The sequence below is a fragment of the Rhodobacteraceae bacterium M382 genome (genome assembly GCA_025141015.1).
In the GTDB taxonomy this organism is placed as follows: domain Bacteria; phylum Pseudomonadota; class Alphaproteobacteria; order Rhodobacterales; family Rhodobacteraceae; genus Aliisedimentitalea; species Aliisedimentitalea scapharcae.
The window spans coordinates 3,726,445-3,751,776 of the sequence record CP081098.1 but is presented as its reverse complement, the minus strand read 5'-3'; the positions used below and the strand labels follow the sequence as shown (position 1 = coordinate 3,751,776).

The following is a 25,332-nucleotide window of genomic DNA, read 5'->3' as shown; positions in this document are numbered from 1 at the left end:
GCACCTCCCGGTTCGCCCTTTCCCCCCTGTTGATTAAGGAATGTCCGATGTTCATGTCGCTACGCCGCACACCTGAGAACACAGTTACCGTGACCGTCAATGGTCAACAGATCACCGCCCCCGAGGGGCAGACCGTCTGGGTAACGATGGCATTGGCCGGGCAGATTACCACACGCAAATCCGCCCTGTCCGCCGAAGACCGCAGCGCCTATTGCGCCATGGGTGTGTGCTTTGAATGTCTGGTCCAGGTCGATGGGTTGCCCAACCAACAGGCCTGCCTGCGTCGTATCAGTGACGGAATGATCATTGAAACCCAACAGATTACCGAAACCACCGAGGCCCCTCTTGATGATTTTTGACTGCGCAATCATTGGCGCTGGCCCTGCCGGGATGAGCGCGGCCGTCTTGCTGGCTGGTACCGGTCTGCGTGTGGTGGTCCTGGACCGTGGCGCAGGTGCTGGGGGACAGATCTTTCGCGCGGCAGCCAACAGCCCCTTGACTGATGCGGGGGTGTTGGGGCCGGATTATACCGATGGTGCCGGTCTGATTGCCGAATTCGAACGCTCAGGTGTGACCCATATGGCCGGGGCCGATGTCTGGCATGTGGGCGAAGATGGCACGATCCTTTTTTCTCACGATGGCGAAACCCGCCAGTTACAGGCCCGCGAAATTCTGATGTGCCCAGGTGCCATGGAACGCCCGATGCCAATCCCGGGCTGGACGCTGCCCGGTGTGATGACTGCCGGGGCGGCGCAGGTGATGTTGAAATCTGATGCGGTTGTGGCCGAGAATGCGGTGTTCGCCGGATCCGGGCCGTTGCTCTACCTGATTGTCGCGCAATATCTGCGCCTTGGCGTTCCGGTGGCGGCGGTGGTGGATACCACGCCGCATGAAAACTATTTGTCCGCTCTGCCGTATGGGCCATCAGCTTTGCGTGCTTGGCCGATGCTGCGCAAAGGATTGGGGCTATTGCGCGAGATCAAGACCGCGCGGGTGCCGATGTTCAAATCCGCCACCAATTTGCGGGTGCTGGGGCAGGGGCGTGCCAGCGGGCTCGCCTTTGACAGCAAGGGGGCGCAACAGATTGCTGCACAGCATGTTTTCCTGCACCACGGCGTGGTCCCGCAAACCAATATGACCCGTGCCATGGGGCTGGATCACATCTGGAACGAGGCACAACAGAGCTGGCAGGTCAAAACTGATGACTGGGGTCAATCATCGACCCCGCATGTGTCGGTGGCTGGTGATGGGGCCGGGATCATTGGGGCTGATGCAGCGCGCTCGGCGGGGCGGCTGGCCGCAATGAATATCGCGATGCGCCTAGGCGAAGTGTCGGTGGCAGATCGGGATCGGTGGGCCCGCCCTGACCGCGCAGCATTGGGGCACCTGGCATCCTTCCGTGGTTTTGTCGACCGGCTCTATGCGCCGGTGCCTGCGCTGAGCGTCCCGCAGGAGCCGGACACATTGGTCTGTCGTTGCGAAGAGCAAAGCGTGCAGGCGCTGCGGGACGGGTTCGACGCCGGTGCCCGCGATCCCAATGCGCTCAAGTCTTTGACCCGCTGTGGCATGGGCCCGTGTCAAGGGCGGCAATGTGGTCCGATTGTCAGTGGTCTGTTGGCGCAATGGCGACGTGAACCCATCGGTGATGTCGGGTATTTCCGGCTGCGCAGCCCCCAAAGATTGCTGAGCCTGGAAGAGTTCAGCCGGTTCCAGACCATCACGCCGGAGGCAGGGGAATGAATGCGGATATCCTGATCATCGGCGGCGGCATCCAAGGCTGTGCGACGGCCTTTCACCTGGCACGGCAGGGCGCGTCGGTCATTGTTCTGGAGAAAGATTATGTCGCCCGCCACGCTTCGGGGGTGAATGCAGGCGGTGTGCGCCTGTTGGGACGCGACATGGCCGAAGTGCCCCTGTCCAAGGCGTCGATGGAGATGTGGCAGACGTTGGATGAAACGCTGGGTGAAGACACCGGATTTCGCCGCAAGACGTTGATCAATATCGCAGCTGACGAAACCGACATCGAAACGCTAAAGGCCCGCGAGATCCGGATGCGCGCCGCTGGATACGCCCACGAACGCATCATTGATCGCGATGAATTGCGCGCCGCGCTGCCGCATGTGCATCCTTCCTGTGTCGGCGGCGTGACCTCGGAACTGGATGGCCATGCGATCCCCTACAAGGCCACGTCGGCCTTTCGTCGTGCTGCTGAACGCCACGGTGCGCAGGTTGTCGAAGGGGCCGAGCTGACCAGCCTCAGACAGGTCGGATCGACCTGGATTGCGCGCACGCCAACCGGCACCTTTGAGGCGGCCAGGGTGGTGAATTGCGCCGGAGCCTGGGCCGATCGGGTGGCAATGATGATCGGGGACCATGTCCCGCTCAGCCATGCAGCGCCGATGCTGATGATTACCGCACGCCTGCCGCATTTTGCCGGGCCTGTCGTCGGGGCCGTCAGCCGGCAGCTGAGTTTCAAACAGTTTGAGAACGGCACAGTGCTGATCGGTGGCGGGGCCAAGGGCTTTGCCGATCGCGACCACAACACAACCCGGCTGGATTATGCCAAATTGGCCGTTGCATCAAAAACCGCAATCGACTTCTTTCCGATCATGAAAACCGCGTCAATCAACCGGATGTGGGCGGGGCTTGAGGCGTATATGCCCGACAATCTTCCAGTGATCGGCCCAGCGGTGAATGCCTCGGATGCCTATCACGCCTTTGGCTTTTCCGCGCATGGGTTCCAGATGGGCCCGATCGTGGGACAGGTCATGGCCGATCTGGTGTTGACCGGTGCGACCCCCTATGACCTGAATGCGTTTCGCATTGACCGATATGACCGAAAAACCCTCTGACACAACAGGAATACGCTTATGACCATCACCCGTATCGACACCGGCACACGGATGAGCAAGATCGTTAAACACAATGGAACCGCCTATCTGTGCGGCCAGGTGGGCGATGGTGCCACGGTTGCAGATCAAACCCGCGATTGCCTGTCGCGCGTCGAAGCCCTGTTGGACAAAGCCGGGTCGTCCAAGGAGCAAATTCTACAGGCCATCATCTGGGTGGCTGACATGGCAGATTTTGCCGAAATGAATGGGGTTTGGGATGCCTGGGTCCCCGCAGGAGCCGCGCCCGCACGTGCCTGTGGCGAAGCCAAGCTGGCCCGCCCTGACCTGAAGGTCGAAATTATCGTGACTGCGGCCTGCGCCGGCTGAATGGGCTGGCTGCGTGGATTGCCACGCGGCACGGGACGGGGGTCAGCCGAGCTTTTTCAGCGGCTGGCCCGGGAAATCCCAGGCGTTCAGCTCCGCCTCGCAGTGGTTGGAAAAGGCTTCGATGACCGCTGCGTTGCGGGCATCAGGTGCCATGATCAGCCCCAGTTCCATCGGTGGCACCGACCCGGTCATGGGCACGAACCGCAATTTGCGTCCATCCGGAGCCCGGTCGTCATAAGGCCGGATGTTCAGAATTGAAAACCCGAACTCATTGGCCACCAGCGCGCGCAGAACTTCGACGTCACGGGTGCGTTCGACGATATTTGGCTTTAGCCCCTTGAGCCGAAAGAACGACATGAAATATTCGCTGCTGATCGGCAGATCCAGCAGGATCATCGGATGGGCGGCGAGCTCTTCGACCGACACTGCTGGCAGATGCGCCAGCGGGTGGGTTTCTGCCAGCATCGCATACGAGGGCAGCGACCGGATCGGGGTGAACTCCAGATCCTGAGGCAGATACATGTCATAGGTCAGCGCAACGTCGATCTCGCCCTGGCGCAGACCCTCGAATATCTCCATCTGGTTCAACTCGAACTGGCGCATTCGCACATTGGGATAGGACCTGGCAAATCCACGTCGCAGCGACGGCACCAACTGCTGGGCAAAGGTCAGCAAACACCCGATGCTCAGCGGGCCCTGAACACTGTCGGCAATACCGTCAGCCACCCGGTTCAAGGCATGCGCTTCGGCCAGAACCTGTTTGGCCTGGACCATGAAATGGCGCCCGGATTGGGTCAGCGACAACCCCTGCGCATGTTTGCGCACGAACAGCGGCAGGCCGAATTCCTTTTGCAGCTGGCTCAGCGCGGCAGAAATGGACGGGGCTGTCACGTTGACCTTTTCGCTGGCGGCCGCGATTGAGCCGCATTCGCCAACGGCCACAAAATATTCCAGCTGTCTCAGGGTGTAGCGCAGGGTCATGACCCATGTATCCCGCGCGTACTATCCTGACGCAAGCCCCCCAATTATTCGGCAGCCTGCAACTGTGTTGTGTCTTCTCGTGCCAGCCACATTTGGAAGTCGCGAATAGTGCCTTCCAGATCGTCTCCGGCCAGAGGCCCGGATTCGGCGTGGGACGACTTTAGCGCGACCTGCATCCGCTCCAGTTTCTCCCGGTCTTCGCGGTTGACCTCGGTCCACAGGGCGATCCGCTGCTGGATGGTATCTTCGTCCAGATCATCGCCGCGCACCGACATGGTCCATTTTACCCGGATTTCGTCCGCCGACAGCGGAAAGATCGAGATTGACACCAGAAGGCTGGCGGCCTGACTGGTCACCTGGGTCGGGAAGATTGCATACAGCGTCGAGCGGTTGCGTTCAGCCTCGGTCAGGTTCGGGCCACCCAGGCCACGGGATTCGATGCCTTCGGGGTAGTTGGCGCAATAGGACGTGAACCCGGGACCTGACACCGATTTGCGCGCCAACCCGGTGGGGGTATATCCGTGCAGGGTCTGCGGGTGCACCACAGACAGGTGGTAGCCTTCCATGAAATTCTCGACCAGGCATTTCCAATTGGTCTTCCAGATGCCTTCCTCGACATGCACCACACGGAAATCGTCGGCCTCGTAATTCACCAGCTGGGCGTCCAGCGCCTCGGTGTTGTCGGTAAAGGGCGCGGCCTGATCATCCAGGTTGATATAGACGAACCCCTGCCAGATCACCGTGTTGAACCCATGCAGACGACAGGATTTGGCGTCAAAGCCGGCGTTCTCCATCCGCGCGGCACGCAACAACGAACCGTCCCGACCATAGGCCCAGGCGTGATAGGAACAGACAAAGCGTTTCACTTTGCCCCGACCTTCGGCCAGCGGCATGCCGCGATGGCGACAGACATTGGCCAGCACACGCACCTGCATGTCATCACCACGCACCACGATCAGCGGTTCATTGAACAGCTGAATGGTGAAATAGTCACCGGGTTCCGGCACCTCGTCTGTGCGGCCCAGGCAATGCCAGCCGTGTTTCAGCACGGTCTGGATCTCCAGCTCAAAATACTCGGGGTCTGTGTAAAAGGCGCCGGGCATGGTCATGGGGCGGTCAGCGGGCAGGGCAGTGATCTGCTGCAAGTCCTGACGGATCTGGTCAATGCGGGTCATGGTGCTAATCCCTGTTGGATTGAGGTGTGTGTTTTGGTTTTAGGTTATTCATCGCCCGGCACGCCGTATGATGGTGCCTCTCGGGGATCCAGGGCGCGCTGGATATAGGCGTCCAGCTGCGGTTTGTAGACGTCCCAGGCGGCGGCGATATTTTCGATCGGACAGGCGTCCTGGGACCAATCACAGCGCAATTCGGCCACCGGCCAGCTGACGGTGTCGACGATCAGCATGCCCGCCGAATGCACCGGCCCGGCCTCACCACCCGCCGCCATCCCGGCGCGCATGGCGGCAATCAGCCGGTCCCCGATATGGCCAGTCGCGGCTTCGAACCCGTCGACAATGGCCTGGCAGACCCCGTCATTGGCCAGCAGATTACCGCCCGACGCCACATCACGCCCCTGCGCCTGGGTCCAGATGCCCAGACTGTTGGGCCCGGAATGGATCGCCGTGTCGCCTTGCGCATCCACAGCCAGAACCTGGCGATAGTCGATATGCGCACCGCGCCGCTGCACCTGGGCAATCGCCTCGGTCGCACTCAGCCCCTGCTCCATCAGATCGAGCGTCAAAGGCCCCAGCGAGGGATCAGTCACATTCTGGCTCGCCACCGCGCCCACGCCCGCCCGGGCAAAGGCACATCGCGCCGCGACTGCTGGCGAAGATGACGAAATCGCCATTCCGAACATGCCCGTTTCAGCGCAGCGCGCCACCAGCGAAAAGGTCATCTCTCACTCATCTCCCTATAGCCCCTGAATGGGCTTCTTTCTGGTCCCAAATACCTTCGGGGGGGACAGGGGGGCGGATAGCCCCCCAAATTGCCCGACCCAAAGGTCAGTGGTGTCGTCGATCAGGCGGCGCGCCCGGCGTCGATCCTGGCCATCAGGTATTGCGCGAAATCATAGTTCGGGCGCTCCAGATGGCTCAGGTGACCGGGGGATGCGGCGTTCGATGACAACCCTTTATACACTTTTTCGGTGCAGCCACGGTCTTCGACGTTCACGTCATCCAGCAGGGTTTTTAGATCGGCAAAGTTCTGCTTTGCGTCCGGGTCGTCCTTGTAATCATCCGACATGCCGCCACCAAAGCGGATGTGAACCTTGCCAGGGCTGACGGGGTGTAGGCTCAGATACCAGAAGTACCCGGGCGTCAGGGTGATCAACAGCGACGGATAGAGCGACAGGAGGAACGTGGTGCGGCGTTCCTCGCCTTTCAGCCGGTCGTTCTTGTCATGCGCCATAGCGATGCGCAGGCTCTCGTCCTTGAGGATGGTGTGATAGTTGAATGCAGGTTCTCCCGGTGGGCAGATCATGTCTTCGAGCTTGCTGAGACCACCGATGGTGCCCGCGTGGCAGACCGGCAGGTGATAGCTCTCCATGAAGTTCTCGGCCAGCACCTTCCAATTGGTGTCCCAGACGTGCTCCTCAAAGAACGCTTCGGTGTAGTTGGTCATGTCATAACCGGCGATCATCTTTTCGACGTCGGCCAGCTGTTCGGACACTGGGGGGCTGTCGGGGTTCAGGGTGATGAACACCCAGCCTAGCCATTCCTCGCACCGCACGCGGGGCAGGGTATAGCTGTCCTTGCAGAAGCCGTCGTTCAGGGTCATCGCCGGGGCACCACGCAGGGAGCCGTCCAGGTTATAGGTCCAGGCGTGATACGGGCAGACGATGGAGCGCACCTGGCCGCGACCCTGCAACAGCGTTGACATACGGTGCAAGCAGACATTGGACAGGGCGCGCAGTTCGCCGTCGCGGTCACGGATCACGATCACCGGCTGACCGGCCAGATCGCAGGTGGTGTAGGATCCGGGTTCGGCCAACGCGTCAGCACGACCGACACAGAACCATTCACGCGCAAAGATATGCTTCAGCTCTTCCTGCAGGAAGGTCTCGGTCGTGTAGACCTCGGGCGGCATCGCGCGGGCCTGCTCGAACGGAATGGAGGTGTTCTGGCGAAGTGCTTCGACCGGATCAAGAATGTCTTTTGCCATGTCAGGGTCTCCTAGTTGGGAGGGCGTTAAATTTGAATTCAGGGAACAGGTGGGTCAGTCCGCCTGCAAGTGAAGGGATAAGGTCATTCGGCAGCCATCCTTCTGGCTATGATCTTGGGGTCCGAGATATGCCAATCGGTCACAGCGCTATCTGCCTTTGACGTTGTCCTTGGTCCCATGACGGTGTCGGACAGGTCTGCGGCGTGTTTGACGAATGCCATCGGCCCGTCCCAGTCAAAGTTCTGGTAGACAGCCGCGAGGTGGGTGTGGGGCGGGGATTGGGCGAACAGCTGGAACGACAGGCGGTGACCGGCGTAATCCGAATTCAGCAGGTCGCGGGCAAAGGCCAGCAGCCTGCGCCGGTCCTCGGCCGCCCATTCGTCGTTGAGGGTATAGTATTTCTCGAGCCACGGACCCGTGTCATCGCTGGCGAAACTCGCCGCATCCGGGGTCACGCAGACCTGGCCACCGCACAGGTCGCGGGTCAGCTGCACCATGGCGGGCAGTTGCGAACAGGCCTGCACCCGGCCCGCATACAGCAGCGATTGGTTCGGCATCATCAGCCCGGCGGGCGATTTTTCCGCCAACGCCACCGACGCCGTCAGATGTGCGTTGATCCCTTCGCGGTAGCACGCCAGGGTCGACAGCTTCTCCTGCACGCCCTGTTCGCGGTCCAGCCCGGTCTGGCGGACATTGTACAGCGCCGCACCGATCATCATGTCGGTCTGTTTCAGGATCCGCTGCAGGAACGGAAACGCCGAATACCGGTGCAACGTGGCGCGCATGAACATCGCCGCGCGGGTGTGGCGGTAAAACAGCACGTTCTCCCAGGGGATCAGCACATCGTCAAACACGACCAGCGTGTCGATCTCGTCAAACCGGTTGGCCAGCGGGTAATCTGCGGCAGGCGCGCGACCGGCAAACCCGGTGCGACAGATGAATTTCAACCCCGGCGCGTTCAGGTCGCAGATGAACCCGACCGCATAGGGCGACATCTCTTCCTCGCCCCAATTGGCGATCGTCGGCTTGGTAAAGGCCTGGTTGGCATAGGCGGCTGCGGTTTCGAATTTGGCCCCGCGCACGATGATCCCGGCATCGGTTTCGCGCACCACATGCAACAGCATGTCCGGGTCCTGATCCTGCGGAGGGCGCGACCGGTCGCCCTTGGGGTCGGTATTGGCCGAGACCTGGAACAGGTCCTGACGCAGCACCGCGTCGATATGGGTCCGGATGTTGCCCGCAAACTGCGGGTCGAGTTCGGCCAGCACATCAGCCCCATCCAGCAGCGACCACATCTCGCCCACGGTTTCATCGCCCACCCGGGTCACGACCCCGCCGATTTCATTCATCATGTGATCGGTGGCGCGGCGTTTGGCCCACCAATCGGCCTGGCTGTAGGGCAGCTTGTAGCCCATGGCCGAAACCTCGCCAGCTTCGGTATAGGTCATCAGATCCGCATGCGGCGCCTGATGCTGCATGTCATAAATCCGCGCCCGAATATCCACCAACGGCTTGAACTGAGGATGCCCCGAAACATCACGCACCCGTTCGCCATTCACATAAACCTCACGGCCTGCGCTCAACGAAGCGAGATACTCAGATCCTGTGCGTATCATGGCTGTTTCCAATGGTTAGAAATGGGGCGGGGCGCTTTGGCATGTTGCGCAGATCATTCACCGACACGGGCGACGTTGAAAAGAAAAAAGCCGGTCAGCATTGCTTAGGCAAAAACTATTTTATTGTGAGCTCGTCGACGGAGAGGAATCGCAAGTGACAAGAATATAGTGCTTTTTCCGGATGATATCGGGGTGGGTTCGCGTGTCGTTGCCGGACTGGCATCTGCATGTTTGCTTGCCCGTCGATGACACCGCTCTGCGGTGGCTTTGACCTGCAGAGGGCACGCACGGGGAAATGGAATTGCCGGTCTGACGTGGTCTGGGACGGCAAGTGATTAGCGGGTGAGCGGTCTCTGGATCGAGTGCGGGGTATGCAGGTTTTTCAGTGGCTTGCGTGGACAGTTGACCTTTGGGCCCATACTCTGTTCCACGGCACCTGAGGCACAGCCCTTCTTTCTCGTTGCTTTGCACCGGGAACAGGAGGATGTCTTGGGCGGAGTGACTATCGTCTGATGCCTTTCGGAAACCCGATGGATCAGACAGCGCAAGACGGGGGCAGGATGTGATCGAGCTCAAGGATCTTCAGGTGTTGTTGGCGTTGTCCCGGCATCAGCATTTTGCCAAGGCCGCCCAGGATTGCGGGATGTCGCAACCCGCATTTTCGATGCGCATCCGCAACCTGGAGGAAAAGCTGGGGGTGTCGATCGTGCGGCGGGCCAATCGGTTTCAGGGGCTCACCGAAGAAGGCGAGATGATCGTTCGCCGCGCACGCCCGATTCTGGACGACGCCAAGGCGCTGGAACAGGAGATTTCGGCCGCGCGGGGCCAGGTGGCTGGCGCATTGATTCTGGGGGTGGTGCCGACGGCGACCACCTATGCTGCACAGGTGGTGGATCTGGTGAATCAAACCTATCCGCTGATTCAGGCCCGGATCGAGGTCACGACGTCCCTGATCATTCAGCAACGTCTGTATGATGGTACGATTGATGTCGGAATCACCTATGCCGACAGTCTGGGGCGCGATCTGGTGACGGTGCATCCACTGTATGACGAAAGCTACGTCTTGCTCGCCCCCCAAGATCTGGTGTCAGAGCATTCCGAAGGAATCACATGGGTCGAGGCCGCAGAGTTGCCGCTGAGCCTGTTGATTCCTGAAATGCAGAACCGGCGCATTCTGGATCGAATTTTCGACGAGCTGGGATTGAAGCCGGAAATTGTCTCTGAATCCAATGGGTTCATGGCGTCTATCGTTTTGGCACGCAGCGGGGCCGCAGCCACGATTCTGCCCCGCGCCCTGATTGATGCATTGGGGGATCTGGATGGCACGCGGGCCTTGCCTCTGACCGATCCGGAGCAGACCAAACCCATCTGCCTGGCGATTTTGGATCGGCAACCGGAATTGACCACTGTTAGCGCACTCAAAGAGGTGGTTTTGAAGTTCGCACGATAATCATTGCTTATCGTGCGATCCAAAATACAGATTTGACGATATTCTTTCCTGATGGCATTGCTGGCTGAATTTCGCGTGCGCAAGGGAAGGACACCATGGCACCTCTGGACAATAGCAAAGGCGTTTGGAAGTCGGGCAAAGGCAAGGGCCGCCGTACTCCAAAAGGCCGCCAAGTCGATGATACTGCTCTGGAAGAAATCCGTGCGCTGCTGGGCGATCGCCCGCGCAGCCGGGATCTTCTGATCGAATTTCTGCATCTGATTCAGGATGCCTATGGCCATCTCAGCGCCACGCATATCCGGGCGCTGGCCGAGGAAATGCGCACCGGGCAGGCCGAGATTTACGAAGTGGCCTCCTTTTACGCCCATTTTGACGTGGTACGCGAAGGCGAAACACCGCCACCTGCGCTGACAATCCGTGTCTGTGATTCCCTGTCGTGCGAGTTGGCCGGAGCCGAGCAGCTGCAAAAAGCGTTGGAAGACGGTCTGGACGAATCCCAGGTGCGCGTTGTGCGCGCGCCCTGCATGGGCCGCTGCGACACTGCGCCGGTGCTGGAGATCGGTCACAATCACATCGACCACGCCACACCGGAAAAGGTGCAGGCCGCAATCGCAGCCGACGACACCCACGCCCATATCCCAGACTACGAGGCCTATGACGCCTATGTCGCCGAAGGTGGCTATGAAACGCTGAAAGATCTACGCGCCAATGGCGATTGGGAAGCGGTTCAGGCCAAAGTGAAAGAGGCCGGTCTGCGCGGTCTGGGTGGCGCTGGTTTCCCGTCGGGTACCAAATGGGGCTTTGTGCGCGCCAACGAAGGCACGCGGTATCTGGCCGTCAACGGTGACGAAGGCGAACCCGGCACGTTCAAGGACCGTTATTATCTGGAACGCACCCCGCATCTGTTTCTCGAAGGCATGCTGATCGCCGCCTGGGCGGTTGAGGCGGAAAAAGCCTTTATCTACATGCGCGACGAATACCCGGCGGTGCTGCACATCCTCGCGGCCGAAATCAAGGCGCTGGAAGACGCGGGCATTGTCGAGCCCGGATATATCGACCTGCGCCGTGGTGCGGGTGCCTATATCTGCGGTGAAGAATCCGCGATGATCGAATCCATCGAGGGCAAACGCGGCGAACCGCGCCACCGTCCACCGTTTGTGGCGCAGGTTGGTATCTTTGGCCGTCCGACGTTGGTGCACAATGTCGAAACCCTGTTGTGGGTTGCCAAGATCAACCGCGAAGGCCCCGAATGCCTGAACTCGGTCGAGAAAAACGGCCGCAAGGGGCTGCGCAGCTATTCGGTGTCGGGCCGGGTCAACAATCCGGGCGTGCACCTGCTGCCCGCCGGATCGACAATCACCGATATCATTGACGCCTGTGGTGGTATGATCGAAGGCCATGCCTTCAAGGCCTATCAGCCCGGTGGCCCGTCGTCGGGTCTGTTGCCTGCGTCGATGCATGACATTCCGTTGGATTTCGATACGTTGCAGCCGCATGGCACCTTCATTGGGTCAGCCGCCGTGGTGGTTCTGTCCGATCAGGACAGCGCCCGTGACGCCGCGCTGAACATGCTGCGGTTCTTCGAGGATGAAAGCTGTGGCCAGTGTACCCCCTGTCGGGTGGGCTGTGAAAAAGCCGTCAAGCTGATGCAGTCGGAAAAGTGGGATCAGAACCTGCTGGAAGAGCTGAGCGCCGCCATGATCGACACGTCGATCTGTGGTCTGGGGCAGGCTGCGCCGAACCCGATCCGCCTGACCATGAAACACTTCCCTGAGGAGGTATAAGCCATGAGCAACCAAGTTACATTTACGCTGGATGGCGAAGAGGTCACCGCAGACGCCGGTCTGACCATCTGGGAAGTGGCCAACGGTCGCGGTCTGGTTATTCCGCATCTGTGCCACAAACCGGCACCGGGCTATCGCCCTGATGGCAACTGTCGCGCCTGTATGGTCGAGATCGAAGGCGAACGCACGCTGGCGGCGTCCTGTATCCGCGAACCCGCCGACGGCATGGTTGTCACCACCAACAACGCCCGCGCAACCAGCGCCCGCAAGATGGTGATGGAACTGCTGGTGGCCGACCAACCCAAACAGGAAGAGGCGCACGACAAGTCGAGCCACCTGTGGGACATGGCCGAGCTGAACCACGTTTCCGAGAGCCGGTTCCCCAAGCTGGAAGAGGGCCGCATTCCGCTGCTCGATGACAGCCATGTGGCGATGAAGGTCAATCTGGACGCCTGTATTTCCTGTGGTCTGTGCGTGCGTGCCTGCCGCGAGGTTCAGGTCAATGACGTGATTGGCATGGCCGGTCGCGGGCATGATGCCTATCCGACCTTTGACATTTCCGACCCGATGGGCGCGTCCACCTGTGTGGCCTGTGGTGAATGTGTTCAGGCCTGTCCGACGGGTGCGCTGATGCCTGCATCGGTCATGGATGATGCGCAGGTTGGCGACAGCAAGGATTACGACTCCGAAACCGAAAGCGTCTGCCCGTTCTGCGGCGTGGGTTGCAAGGTTTCGCTGAAAGTCAAAGACGGCAAGGTCAAATACGTCGAGGGCATCAACGGCCCCGCCAACGAAGGCCGCCTGTGCGTCAAGGGCCGGTTCGGGTATGACTATATCCACCACCCCCACCGCCTGACCAAACCGTTGATCCGTCGCGAAGATGCGCCCGCCAAGGGGTTGAACGTCGATCCCGGCGAGCTGTCGACCCATTTCCGCGAAGCATCCTGGGAAGAGGCGATGGATTTCGCGGCCAAGGGCCTGATCAAGCTGCGCGAAGAAGATCCGAAATCGGTTGCGGGCTTTGGCTCGGCGAAATGCACCAACGAAGAGGCCTATCTCTTCCAAAAGTTCATTCGCCAGGGGTTCAAACACAACAACGTCGACCATTGTACCCGTCTGTGTCACGCCTCGTCGGTGTCGGCGCTGATCGAAAACGTGGGATCGGGTGCGGTAACCGCGACCTTTAACGAGATCGTGAATGCGGATGTGGCGATCATCATCGGGTCCAACCCGATCGAAAACCACCCTGTCGCAGCGACCTATTTCAAACAGTTCACCAAACGCGGTGGCAAGCTGATCGTGATGGATCCGCGCGGTGTTGGCATGCGTCGCTATGCGACCGAGATGCTGCAATTCCGCCCCGGTGCTGACGTGTCGATGCTGAACGCGATCATGAATGTGATCGTCGAAGAAGAACTGTATGACAGCCAGTACATCCACCGTTGGACCGAAAACTGGGATGCGGAAAAGGAGCACCTGCGCGACTTTACCCCGGAAAAGATGTCGGAAATCTGTGGCATCGAACCTGAACAGCTGCGCCGGGTGGCCCGTCTGTTTGCCGGGGCCAAAGCAGGTCTGATCTTCTGGGGTATGGGCGTGTCTCAGCACATCCATGGCACCGACAATTCGCGTTGCCTGATCTCGCTGGCGTTGATGACCGGGAACGTGGGTAAACCAGGCGCGGGTCTGCACCCGCTGCGTGGTCAGAACAACGTTCAAGGTGCGTCCGATGCGGGTCTGATTCCGATGTTCCTGCCGGATTACCAATCGGTCATGGACGACGGTATTCGCAAATCGTTCACTGACGTCTGGGAGAGCGATGACTTCTCGAACGAGAAGGGGCTGACCGTTACCGAGATCGTCGATCAGGCCTATGCCGGCAATATTAAGGGGATGTACATCCAGGGTGAAAACCCGGCGATGTCCGACCCGGATGCGGACCATGCCCGTGATGCATTCGCCAAGCTGGAGTTGATGATTGTTCAGGATATCTTCCTGACCGAAACGGCCAACTACGCCGACGTCATTCTGCCAGCCTCGGCGCTGTATGAAAAGAACGGCACAGTGTCCAACACCAACCGTCAGGTGCAGCGCGTGCGTCCTGCTGTGACACCTCCCGGTGAGGCCCGCGAAGATTGGGCGATTACCGTTGAACTGGCACAGCGTATCGGTTTGGCATGGCCCTACACGGATGTGAGCCAGGTGTTCAACGAGATGAAGTTGAACATGAAGTCGCTCAACAACATCACCTGGGAGCGCCTGAAAACCGAAACCATCACCTATCCGTCACTGCACGAAACAGATCCGGGTCAGGCGATTGTGTTTGGCGATGGCTTCCCACGTCCCGATGGGCGCGCCCGGTTCACGCCTGCATCCGTGATCCCGCCGGATGAGGCACCGGATGACGAATACCCGATGATCATGACCACCGGGCGTCAGCTGGAACATTGGCACACCGGGTCGATGACCCGCCGTTCCATGGTGCTGGATGCGGTGGAACCAGAAGCAAACTGTTCTCTCAACCCGCGCACGCTCAAGCTGATGGGGGTTGAACCCGGCGACATGATCCGTCTGTCCACACGGCGCGGGTCCATCGAGATCATGGCGCGTGCGGATCGGGCGATTGCCGAGGATATGGTGTTTGTGCCGTTTGCCTATGTTGAGGCCGCTGCCAATATCCTGACCAACCCGGCGTTGGACCCTTACGGCAAGATCCCCGAGTTCAAATTCTCGGCGGTGCGGGTCGAAAAGGTCGAAGAGCAGATCGCGGCTGAGTAACCTTTGCCAAAGTCGCAAGACATCAGAACGGGAGCCTTCGGGCTCCTGTTTTTCGTTTCATGGTGTCGGTGCGCGTCGATAGTTGCACAGCCTGTGGCCTGGCGGCGTGCTGTACAGCTGTGACGGTATGGCTTCAGACGCAAAAATGGCAAAAGATCGGACTTGTGATTTTGCCTCATGCCTGGTGGCGCGGGGCCCGGGCGCCTGCGCCGTGGCGTTTGGTCCAATCCGAGACAGCACAGTGTGGATGTCACGATGTCCGGGCCGGAGCGTTCGTGCGCTGTTGCCAGATCTGCTCAGCGTTCGTGGCGGGCCATGAACTTGGCAACGTCCTGTTTGGCGGGAGACTGTCCGGTAAATACCGTCACATAATCCGGCATCAACCCGATCCGATATTCGAAGCTTTCCCGGACTTGCATCGAAATATATCCGATCTGCACATAGATCGCTGTCATCGTGCGGACTTCGGCATCCCGCGGGTCAAATCCATGGCGCACAAACATGTCTACTAGCGCCTGTTTACGTTGATCGTCGGACCGATCCAGCCGATGTTGCATGTCCTTGTCATTGCGCGCCCAATTCCGGATCGCGAGATCCAACCGCGCGTCAAACAGCGTATCATCCAGCCAACAATCGAACAGATTGAATACCGCCTCGCAAATGTTGTCAGCCGGGGCCTGGGTGCGCGCCACCAGGTTGCCGGTGTTTTTCTGTTCCCATCTTTGGAACAGTGCCTCCAGCAACGCATCCCGGTCGCGAAAATGCCAATAGAATGAGGTGCGAGATACACCGAGCCGCTTGGCCAAGGGCATGACCTTGACCGCTTCCACACCTGCTTCGGTCAACAGTTCACAGGCCGCATTGAGCCAAAGAACTTCGGAACCGCGCAGCTTGGTGACATCCTGATTTTTCATGGCGCTGTGGTAACAGTGGTGGGCGGGCGGTGCAATCTGTTGACAGAATCATTTAGGGAATTGACACATGTGTCCAGATCCTAATGCGTTCATCGAGAAGGTCCCCCATGTCGACTGACCCTTTGTTGCAGCCTTATCAGTTGAAGCATTTGACGTTGAAGAACCGGATCATGACGACGAGCCATGAGCCTGCGTATCCCGAGGGCGGGATGCCCAAGGAGCGCTATGTTGCCTATCACGCGGAACGGGCGCGGGCGGGGGTTGCGTTGGCGATGACGGCGGGGTCGGCTGCCGTGAGCCGGGACAGCCCGCCGGTGTTCAACAACATCCTGGCCTACAAGGACGAGGTTGTGCCCCACATCCGCCGCCTTAGCGATGCCTGCCACGCGCATGGCTGTGCGGTGATGATCCAGCTGACCCATCTGGGGCGGCGCACGGGGTGGAACAAGGGCGACTGGCTGCCCTCGGTCAGTTCCTCCAAACACCGTGAACCAGCGCATCGCGCGTTTCCCAAGCTGGCCGAGGATTGGGACATTGCCCGCATCATCAACGATTTCGCCGATGCCACCGAACGGATGAAGGAAGGGGGCATGGATGGGGTTGAATTGCAGGTCTACGGCCATCTTCTGGACCAGTTCTGGTCGCCTCTGACCAATGATCTGGATGGGGAATACGGGGGGCAAACACCTGATTCCCGGTTGAAATTCCCGCTGGACGTGCTGCGCGCCATTCGCGACCGGGTGGGCGACGATTTCATCGTCGGGCTGCGCTATACGGCCGATGAGGCCGCCGCCGGGGGCATCACGCCGGTCGAAGGCATCGAGATTTCCAAGCGGCTTGCGCGCAGCGGCATGGTCGATTTTCTGAATGTGATCCGCGGGCGCATCCACACCGATCCGGCGATGACCGATGTGATCCCGGTGCAGGGGATGCCATCGGCACCGCATCTGGATTTTGCCGGCGCGGTCAAACGGGCCACCGGCATGCCTACGTTCCACGCCTCGCGTATCCCGGATGTGGCCACCGCACGCCATGCGGTGCAGGCGGGGCTTCTGGATATGGTGGGGATGACGCGGGCGCATATGGCCGATCCGCATATCGTGCGCAAGATCGTCGAAGGGCGCGAGGATGACATTCGCCCCTGTGTTGGCGCAACCTATTGCCTGGACAGAATTTATCAGGCGGGCGAAGCGCTGTGCCTGCACAATGCCGCCACCGGGCGCGAGCTGTCGATGCCCCATGACATCGCCCCTGCCGAGACCCGCAAACGGGTGGTCATCGTCGGTGCCGGTCCGGCCGGGCTCGAAGCGGCGCGGGTGGCGGCCGAACGCGGCCACGCCGTGACCGTATTCGAGGCCCAGCCCGATCCCGGCGGTCAGGTGCGGCTGACCGCGCAACACGCACGCCGGCGCGAGATGATCGGCATCATCGACTGGCGCATGGCGCAATGCGCCGCGCGGGATGTGGACTTTCGTTTCAACACCTGGGCCGAAGCCGATGACGTCACCGCGCTGAACCCGGATGTGGTGATCATCGCCACCGGGGGTCTGCCCAATACCGAATTGTTCGAATCGGGCCAGGAAAACGATCTGGTGGTCAGCGCCTGGGATCTCATCTCGGGCGATGTCAAACCGGGCCAACAGGTGCTGATCTATGACGAAAGCGGCGATCATCCCGGTCTGATGGCGGCGGAAATCGCCGCAGCAGCGGGCGCGAAGGTCGAAGTCATGACCCCGGATCGGGTGTTTGCCCCCGATATCATGGCGATGAACCTGGTGCCCTACATGCGCGAATTGCAGGCCCGCGACGTGACATTCACCGTCACCCGCCGCCTGTTGGACGTGATGCGCGACGGCAATCGCCTGTGCGCCACAATCGGCACGGATTACAGTGATTTCACATCCCAATCCTCCTATGATCAGGTGGTGGTCAACTACGGCACCTTGCCGCTTGACGATCTCTACTTCGACCTGAAACCGCTGTCCTCAAACCGGGGCGAAGTGGACCACACCGCCCTGATCACCGGCCAGCCCCAGACCATCAACACAAACCCGAACGCCACATTCCAACTCTTCCGCATCGGCGACGCCGTCAGCGCCAGAAACACACACGCCGCAATCTATGATGCGCTCAGAACTATGAAGGACCTGTAAATGAAAATCGGAGTCATCGGAACTGGCACCATTGCCAGCGCAGTCGTCCACGGGTTGGCCGGGCAAGGGCATGGGATCCTTGTTTCCGAACGCAGCGCCGACAAGGCTGCGGAACTGGCCGCACGGATCGAAGAAGTGAACATTGCAGACAATCAGTCGATCCTGAATGCCAGCGATGTGGTTTTTCTGGGGCTCATGGCCGAGCATGCAACCGAAGTCTTGCAGCCATTGAGCTTTGATGCGGACCACAGAATTGTGTCGCTTATGGCGGGGGCGTCGCTGGATCAGGTCCAGCACATGGTCGGCCCAGCCAAAGCCGAAGCCGTCATGATTCCGTTCCCTGGAATTGCCCTGGGCGGGTCCCCGATCATGGTACGTGGCAACGCGGCTTTGATCCGGGATCTGTTTGCGCCCGCCAACTCTGTGTTCGACCTGAAAACCGATGCCGAATTGGCGGCGTATCTATGTGCGCAGGCGGTTTTGTCACCGGCGGCCAAGATGGTGAACGGTGCTGCGGGGTGGTTGGGTGAACGGGTCGCTGATCCACAACAGGCCGAGGACTTTCTGAGGGTGCTGGTGGGTAGCAGCCTGTTGGCCAGTGAAACCGGGCCATTGCTGGAGGCGTTGGATACGCCAGGTGGCTATAATGCGAGGCTACGCGATCATATGGTAGATCAGGGTATGGCAGCTGCATTGATGGCTGGTCTGGATAATCTGAGCGAGACATAACCACAGCGGCGCAACTGGTTGGAAATCTTAAATTAGCGTAAAAAAACGGGGCCGGTTTGGGCGGCAGCCGGGCCAGGGGTATGGACGCGACCCATATTATGTTAGGTTGTGTAGGTTTTCCAGGGTTGCACAACCCACATATGTTTGGGTGGTTTTCATGTCACCAACAAGTCATCTAGATACCGGACTCTTATTCGGAATGGGCGTCAGCCGCGATTGGGTTGATTTGCGCGATTTCTATTATTCGCCCAATCTTGGCTCCCTTAAATCCACATGCCTGCCGGACCCTGAATGCATTGATCCGGTCACCGGTCCGGTGTTCGGGTTGCGTGATCAAGGAGAAACCGGGCGATGTGTCGGTTTTGCGATGGCCAACCTGATCGACTATCAACGGGCGTTGCAGGGCGATGTTCCATTGGGACCTACCGATCAGGTCAGTGCCGACATGCTGTATCATATGGCACGGTTTCACGAAATGAACGCAGCCCGGTCAACAAACGGTGGCAGGATGGCAGCCGAGGGCGTTTATTCCTTGCGCTCTGCGATCAAGGGGTTCTACCACCATGGTGTCTGTCTCGACTTGCCCGGTGAATGTGTGGTGGACCAAGGCGCGCGTGCGCGACGCTGGCAAAGCCTGTGCTATCGGTTCGGCACCGACCTGAAAGAAGATGTTTTTCCCAGCGTCGAACAGGCCAAGGCTGCACAGCAGGTTTCGCTGGGAGCCTATTACCGGCTGCGCCCGGTCCTGAACCATTATCACGCCGCGTTGAACGAAGCCGGAGTGATATTGGTGTCCGCCAATTTGACGACCGGATGGCGCAGCCCCGACGGTGTCATTGATTTTGGCGCTGGGGTAGAGCCCCTGAACGGGTCCCATGCGGTGGTCATCGTCGGATATACGCAGCAGGGTTTTTTGGTTCTGAATTCCTGGGGCAATTGGGGCGGTTTCAACGGAATGCCCGGTGTTGCGCTATGGCGATACGCCGATTGGGCGGAAAACGTGATGGATGGTTGGGTGTTGCGGTTGGGCGTGCCGACGCCCGAAGCGTTTGACCTGAGTGTCGGGGAACAGGGGACCAGCCGCATTTATGGTCCGACACAATCCGGGTCGGTCCCATGTCGTGAATTGCTGGGACATTTTTTACATCTGGACGACGGTCATCATGTTGAACGTGGGTCATACCCGTCCAGCGATCAGATGGTTGCAAAGACGTTGGACTTTCTGGATGGCCGGCTGAGCGGGGCGGTCGATGCCCCCAAAGGTTATCGCGGTGTCGTGCTGTGGATTGCCGGCAATCTGGATCCGATGAAGGCGGGTTTTGCCGCTTCTGTACGACGCAAGAAATGGCTGAAGGAACGCGGATTGTTTCTGATCACGGTGTTCTGGTGCAACGATTTCTTTGAGCAGTCCATGGGGGTGTTGGAACGTGTATTCGCCGACAGCCAGAGCCTTGTCGGCGAAGGTTCGGAGCATCTGGACGTGATTATCGAAAACCAGGCGCGTGGGATCGGTCGCGCATTTTGGCGGGATATCGAACACGCGGCGCAACGGGCGATCGAGGGTATCTCGGAACATCCGCGCAATCACGTCCCCCCCAAACACCCCGGTCATGTGGACCATCTGATAAACCGGCTGGTTGAGCAGGCAGAAATGCAGGGGAGCGAATTGCATTTGGTCTGTGAAGGGGCCGGGGCGCTGGTTTTGGCTGAATGGTTGGAGCAGCCATTGGTGACGGAAACATCCCGCGTACAGTCCAGCCTTCCAGAGGACGCCGCCGAAATGCGGATCGTGGCCAAGGCGCGCCAGATTACCAGCGCCCAACTGTCGTTGCCCGCCATTGATGTGCCCAGAGCCGGTGAAACCATTCTTCCGTTTTTGAATGCGCTGAATGCCGGCCGACCAAACCACGCACCCCAGGAGATTGTTTTGGGAGGGGGCCAGGCAGCTTTGGTTGCCGATGATCTTTTGCCGGGGCGAATCCTGATCCCGGATCGGGATTTGGAACAAACGCTGCGTGTCGGGGTCTATGGGAAGTCCATCCTGCATCTGGTTGCCAACGCGTTTGAAGACCGCCGCACCACCCATCCGGATGCGCCGCCTCGCGCCATGCTGGGGATGGCCGGTGCGCCCGGCGAAATAGCCAGTGACCCAGAGAACAATTGGCCCGACTTTCAAACCGGCATGTTCACACCCATTCGTATGGAGATTTCGCCCGGAGTTGGGGCGGTTCAGCAACATGAACTGAGCCGCAGCCCACAGCTGGAAGCTGCAATTCTGGCAGCAACGGTTCAGCCCCAAAATTCAGAGCATTGATGTTCGGGCAATGGGGTGGCCCGCATTTTCGCCCCGGTATTGGAGGATAAAATGGCCAAAATCACATTGGAGCAACTCGAAGCGTTGATCGCCGATCCCGCACGCGCGGATGCAGATCTGTCCGATTATTTCATTCTGGACCAGGAGGCATCTGGACCATTCGCGCCTGTGTTCACCTTTAACCCGGATACTGTTGATATTCCGTTGGGCCCGGATGGTCAGGCACGTTCTGCCCAGATTATGAATATGGCCAACCGCTTTGAACGCTGGCGCCGCACCGGTCGGTTTTATGAAAAGATCCGCAGCGGTTATGATGGGCCGATCATCGTCTCCGAAGGCGACAGCTGGTTCCAATATCCGATACGTTTGCATGACACCATCGACAAGCTGATGGAACGCTATGCGATTCTGTCGCTGGGCGCGGCCGGCGACCTGTTGGAGCGCATGGCGCGCAAGCAGGAGTATCTCAAGGCCTTGCGCGACACTGGCGCATCCATTCTGCTGTTGTCAGGCGGCGGGAATGATCTGGTGGCCAATGGCGCTTTGGCTGACTATCTCGAAGAATTTGATGTCGATTTGAAGCCTGCGGATTACCTGAAACCCGAATTCCAGGGGCTTCTGGACAGCGCCTTTGGCTATTACGAACAAATGTGCCGTCAGGTCCAGGGCGCTTTTCCGCATGTTCAGATCCTGTGCCACGGCTATGACTATCCGATCCCCAACCGGGGCAAATGGTTAGGCAAACCGATGGAAACCCGTGGGATCCGTGACCGCAGCCTGCAAAAGGCGATTGCCGCCGAGATGATGGATCGGTTCAATCGGGGCATGCGACGTCTGGCCAAATCAATGCCGCATGTAACCTATATTGATTGTCGCAGTGTCGTGGGTGATGGCCGGTGGTATGATGAATTGCACCCGGAAAACCCCGGATATGCGGATGTGGCAGGCAAGTTCGACCGCGAAATCCGGCGGATTTCCAATGCGGCCCCGCGCAGCCTGCCGCACAGTCGTGGCCCATTTGGCGGTGCCTCGCATCTTGCAGCGCCCGCTGTCGTGGGGCGCGCAAACAAGGCCATGTCGCTGCATGTTGGGTTGAATTCGGTCGACCCCGATCACTATGCGGGTTGGGACGGTGCGCTAAACGCCTGCGAAAACGACGCCCATGCGATGGCGAATTTGGCAGCAGGCCAAGGCTTTGAACCAGAACTCCTATTGACTCGGAATGCCACGCGCGAAGCCGTTGTGGCACGCTTGGCTGCTGCTGCTGAGACGCTCACCGAAGGGGATATGTTCTTATGGAGCTTTGCCGGGCATGGGTACAAGCTACCTGATTTCAACCGGGACGAAGCCCCGGACGCAAAGGGAGAGCATTGGGACGAGACGCTGGTGCTTTACGATTTTCAGATTATCGATGATGAGCTGTTCAGCCTTTGGAGCCGGTTTAAACCTGGGGTGCGGATTCTGATGGTGCCTGATTGCTGTCACTCCGGGACGGTTATTCGGGCTATGTTTCCAGAAGTAGACCAACCCAAGATGCGTATGATGCCGCAAGCCATCGGATCGCGGACGTTTGAGCAAAATGAACAGGCATATCGCAACTATATCGACGAATTCGCCCACCAACGCGATGACATCCTTCACAACCCTCTTAGTGCGCGGGTGCGTGCGTCGGTTCTGAGCCTGACGGCCTGTCAGGATCATCAGGTCGCCATGGATGGGCATCAGAACGGAGCCTTTACTGAAGCGTTGTTGAAGGTCTGGAATAGGGGACGTTTCTCGGGGAATTATGTACAATTTCGCACAGCGGTTGATCGGGCAATTGGTTCGCCTGACCAGACACCCAACCTTTATTGGACAGGGGCCGAGGATGCAGGTTTCAGGGCGCAGGTGCCGTTTACGCTTTGGACCAACCCGAGCAGCACGGTTTTGGGGGGGATAGCTCCGCCTGCGCCACCCAAGGTGGTTCCCGTTTCAGCGCCTCCCATGTCATTGGCTGATCGCATGTTGGCGACCGAGGGCGACGAGCATGACGATCTACCGGATGATGTTGTGACCGAGATTGCCGAAGGCCGCTGGCGCAGCCCGGCAGATCCGGGCACACGGTCGGTGGCCTCCTGGACGGATGCGCAGGATTTCTTTGACTTTATCAAGGCGCTGGGTTTGCGCCATTTTTCGCCCGGTGAATTCCTGATCCTGGGCGGATCACACAATGGTACTGGCCCCTGCGCGGGCAAGAACAGCTATCCGCCTCGGTCGCTGTGGCCCAATATCGCCAATACTGCCCAGGTTCTGGATGAACTGCGGGATCGCATTGGCAAGCCGACAGTGATCACCAATGCCTATCGCGCGCCTGCCTATAATACCTGTATCGGCGGAGCGACGGGTAGCCAGCACAAGCAGTTCAATGCTTTGGACTTCAAGGTGCCAGGTGTATCAACCCGGGACATCGCCTGGGCCCTGCGTCAGATGCGTGATGACGAAAACCGGTTCAAAGGAGGGGTCGGGCTGTATAACAGCTTTGTTCATGTGGATACGCGGGGGGTGAATGCCACCTGGCCACCGGAATTCAAAAATGCCGCATCTCCCGCTGGTACCGTGTTGGCACCCCGACATGCGGATCTGTCACCCAAAGATCGCCGGGCGATGATCGAGGCGATAGATCTGGCACCAATCCCAGGCCGTCTGCCACGGGTTCGATCCGCGTTTCGCTCCCCTGAGACTGCGGATGAAGAAACAGCGCTGGCGTTGGAGAAACAAAAGCTGAATGCTGCGGTGAATGCGTCCAGTGTCGTTTCGTTTGTCGAGAACCTGACACCGCAGCAAAAGGATGACGTGCTGTTGTCCACGTTGTTCGCACAACGGGCTGCCAGCGCAAAAAAAGATCCGGTCAAGGAAATACAGGCCTGGCTCACCGTTTATCTGGATACGCTCAGTCTGTTGGGCTGGTCGGTCGAAAGCGCACCACAGATGCAGCAACAGACGCTCAAGGCCAATGCCACGTTTGACGAGGCAATACTGAAAATCCTCGCGGTGGTTGCCAGCCAAAGCCAGTTTGCGATCCTGCAGGAAGCCTTGGGCGCATTGGGTAAGTTGGCTGACAATTCCGGCCAGATAAAACTGTTTGACCGATCAACGTCGGTAACGGAAGGCGGGCATTTTCAGGTCGGCGCGGCAGAAGCCAGTGGCGAAGTCGTGTCCATGGCGCTGGGTGCGTTCCACTACCGCTGGACGGATGAACAAAAGAACGTGCTGTTCGTCAAATGGGGCAAGAACGAAGTCAAATATTGGATGGCGGCCCAACGGGCCAGCCTGAGCGGGCGTCAATATGCCGACATCCGCGATCAGGTGAGTGAACGGTTGGGGGCCAGTCGCAAGAAGCTGATCGCCAATATTGACCTGGACTGAAGATCTGGACTGAAAGAGAGGCGCAAACCGACCCGTTTCGGTTTGCGCAGACTTGGTTGCTGCGATGGGCTGCTGCGCGGTGGTTGCAGGCGTCCGCCCTTGGGTCCCGATATTTTTAGCCAGGCGCTCATCGTGCACCGCACGATGACAAAGCCCTTTGTGCCTATTTGATGTCCCATGTCATCGTTGCTGACGTGGGAGCCCGTTTCCGGTGCGCGTATTCTGGCGCAGCCATCGTCAAGCGTTTCGAATCGCATCGAGGGCTGGCTGTGACGTGGCAATGCCTGAAACGGGCACTGGATCGAAGAACGCGGATTGGCAGATTTGTTTCCACCCTGCGAGTCGGCGCAACAAGGGATTGCTTTGAGAACGGGGGGTGAAATGTCCGACCGGCATTGCACGAACGTCATAGTCGTTCCCTGCGTGTTCCGGTGAAATCCCGCACAAAGGACAGCAACAGGATTCGGGTGTCGCAGGTCATAGTGTTGTTTTAGAGGGATTTAATGGTGCTGCTGGAGAGAATTGAACTCTCGACCTCTCCCTTACCAAGGGAGTGCTCTACCTCTGAGCTACAGCAGCGCCGGTGAGGGGGTGATTAGACTCAAACGAAACGTGGTGCAAGAGCAATCTGGACGCTTTTTTCGCACTTCGTTACAGAAGGGACATGGCAGATAAAAAATCACCCAAATCCGGCGGCAAATCCGCTGCATCGCGCGAGGATCGTCTCAAGGCGGCGCTCAAGGCAAACCTGGGCCGCCGCAAGGCGCAGGCCAAGGCACGCACCAGCGAAACGGACGACACTACGGGTAAATCCGAAAGGTAAGAGCA

18 protein-coding genes and 1 tRNA gene are annotated in these 25,332 nt (G+C 59.2%); 12 read left to right on the top strand and 7 right to left on the bottom strand.

Going from position 1 to position 25,332, the window contains the following annotated elements:
• Window positions 1-47: 47 nt before the first annotated feature.
• Genes K3727_17440 through K3727_17425 form a run of 4 tightly spaced genes read left to right on the top strand, consistent with a single transcriptional unit; the run spans window position 48 to window position 3,218 of the window.
• Window positions 48-359, top strand: a complete 312-nt coding sequence (locus K3727_17440) for a (2Fe-2S)-binding protein (GenBank protein UWQ90530.1) — start codon at window positions 48-50, stop codon at window positions 357-359.
• Window positions 346-1,740: an NAD(P)/FAD-dependent oxidoreductase gene (locus tag K3727_17435; GenBank protein ID UWQ90529.1), complete on the top strand. Its 1,395-nt coding sequence runs from the start codon at window positions 346-348 to the stop codon at window positions 1,738-1,740. The genes K3727_17440 and K3727_17435 overlap by 14 nt, the downstream gene beginning before the upstream one ends.
• Window positions 1,737-2,852, top strand: coding sequence for an FAD-binding oxidoreductase (locus K3727_17430; GenBank protein ID UWQ90528.1), 1,116 nt, complete (start codon window positions 1,737-1,739; stop codon window positions 2,850-2,852). Before K3727_17435 ends, K3727_17430 begins: the two co-directional genes overlap by 4 nt.
• A gap of 18 nt (window positions 2,853-2,870) precedes the next feature.
• Complete coding sequence (locus K3727_17425; protein UWQ90527.1) at window positions 2,871-3,218, top strand: RidA family protein; 348 nt, start codon at window positions 2,871-2,873, stop codon at window positions 3,216-3,218.
• Window positions 3,219-3,260: 42 nt separating this feature from the next.
• Here the strand turns inward: K3727_17425 and K3727_17420 are convergent, their stop codons facing one another.
• The 5 genes from K3727_17420 to K3727_17400 form a co-directional block, all read right to left on the bottom strand.
• The gene (locus tag K3727_17420; protein ID UWQ90526.1) at window positions 3,261-4,199 is read right to left on the bottom strand and encodes a LysR family transcriptional regulator; all 939 of its coding nucleotides are present in this window, start codon (window positions 4,197-4,199) and stop codon (window positions 3,261-3,263) included.
• A 44-nt stretch (window positions 4,200-4,243) separates the two neighbouring features.
• Entirely contained in the window at window positions 4,244-5,365 is a 1,122-nt protein-coding gene (locus tag K3727_17415; GenBank protein ID UWQ93440.1) for a Rieske 2Fe-2S domain-containing protein, read from the bottom strand.
• 53 nt (window positions 5,366-5,418) lie between these two features.
• Window positions 5,419-6,096: a DUF1028 domain-containing protein gene (locus K3727_17410; protein ID UWQ90525.1), complete on the bottom strand. Its 678-nt coding sequence runs from the start codon at window positions 6,094-6,096 to the stop codon at window positions 5,419-5,421.
• Between the two features lie 122 nt (window positions 6,097-6,218).
• Complete coding sequence (locus K3727_17405) at window positions 6,219-7,361, bottom strand: Rieske 2Fe-2S domain-containing protein (protein UWQ90524.1); 1,143 nt, start codon at window positions 7,359-7,361, stop codon at window positions 6,219-6,221.
• Between the two features lie 83 nt (window positions 7,362-7,444).
• Window positions 7,445-8,977, bottom strand: a complete 1,533-nt coding sequence (locus tag K3727_17400) for a 4-hydroxyphenylacetate 3-hydroxylase family protein (protein ID UWQ90523.1) — start codon at window positions 8,975-8,977, stop codon at window positions 7,445-7,447.
• Between the two features lie 562 nt (window positions 8,978-9,539).
• Here K3727_17400 and K3727_17395 point away from each other — a divergent pair.
• The 3 genes from K3727_17395 (at window position 9,540) to fdhF (ending at window position 14,989) form a co-directional block, all read left to right on the top strand.
• Window positions 9,540-10,427, top strand: a complete 888-nt coding sequence (locus K3727_17395; GenBank protein UWQ90522.1) for a LysR family transcriptional regulator — start codon at window positions 9,540-9,542, stop codon at window positions 10,425-10,427.
• 95 nt (window positions 10,428-10,522) lie between these two features.
• Window positions 10,523-12,211 carry an NAD(P)H-dependent oxidoreductase subunit E gene (locus K3727_17390; GenBank protein ID UWQ90521.1) on the top strand — a complete coding sequence of 563 codons (1,689 nt, stop codon included), beginning with the start codon at window positions 10,523-10,525 and terminating at the stop codon, window positions 12,209-12,211.
• A 3-nt stretch (window positions 12,212-12,214) separates the two neighbouring features.
• Window positions 12,215-14,989, top strand: coding sequence for a formate dehydrogenase subunit alpha (gene fdhF / locus K3727_17385; GenBank protein UWQ90520.1), 2,775 nt, complete (start codon window positions 12,215-12,217; stop codon window positions 14,987-14,989).
• 296 nt (window positions 14,990-15,285) lie between these two features.
• Here the strand turns inward: fdhF and K3727_17380 are convergent, their stop codons facing one another.
• Complete coding sequence (locus tag K3727_17380; protein ID UWQ90519.1) at window positions 15,286-15,903, bottom strand: TetR/AcrR family transcriptional regulator; 618 nt, start codon at window positions 15,901-15,903, stop codon at window positions 15,286-15,288.
• Between the two features lie 107 nt (window positions 15,904-16,010).
• Between K3727_17380 and K3727_17375 the strand changes: the two genes are divergently transcribed.
• The 4 genes from K3727_17375 (at window position 16,011) to K3727_17360 (ending at window position 24,504) form a co-directional block, all read left to right on the top strand.
• A complete protein-coding gene (locus K3727_17375; GenBank protein ID UWQ90518.1) occupies window positions 16,011-18,056 on the top strand; it encodes an NADH:flavin oxidoreductase in 2,046 nt (681 codons plus the stop codon).
• A complete protein-coding gene (locus K3727_17370) occupies window positions 18,057-18,785 on the top strand; it encodes an NAD(P)-binding domain-containing protein (protein ID UWQ90517.1) in 729 nt (242 codons plus the stop codon).
• A 199-nt stretch (window positions 18,786-18,984) separates the two neighbouring features.
• On the top strand, window positions 18,985-21,099 hold the full coding sequence (locus K3727_17365) for a C1 family peptidase (GenBank protein ID UWQ90516.1): 2,115 nt from the start codon (window positions 18,985-18,987) through the stop codon (window positions 21,097-21,099).
• A gap of 51 nt (window positions 21,100-21,150) precedes the next feature.
• Window positions 21,151-24,504, top strand: coding sequence for a caspase family protein (locus K3727_17360; GenBank protein UWQ90515.1), 3,354 nt, complete (start codon window positions 21,151-21,153; stop codon window positions 24,502-24,504).
• Between the two features lie 504 nt (window positions 24,505-25,008).
• Here K3727_17360 and K3727_17355 read toward each other — a convergent pair.
• Window positions 25,009-25,083: transfer RNA gene (locus K3727_17355), tRNA-Thr, on the bottom strand.
• Window positions 25,084-25,168: 85 nt separating this feature from the next.
• Here K3727_17355 and K3727_17350 point away from each other — a divergent pair.
• Window positions 25,169-25,327, top strand: coding sequence for a hypothetical protein (locus K3727_17350; protein UWQ90514.1), 159 nt, complete (start codon window positions 25,169-25,171; stop codon window positions 25,325-25,327).
• The last annotated feature ends 5 nt before the right edge of the window (window positions 25,328-25,332 follow it).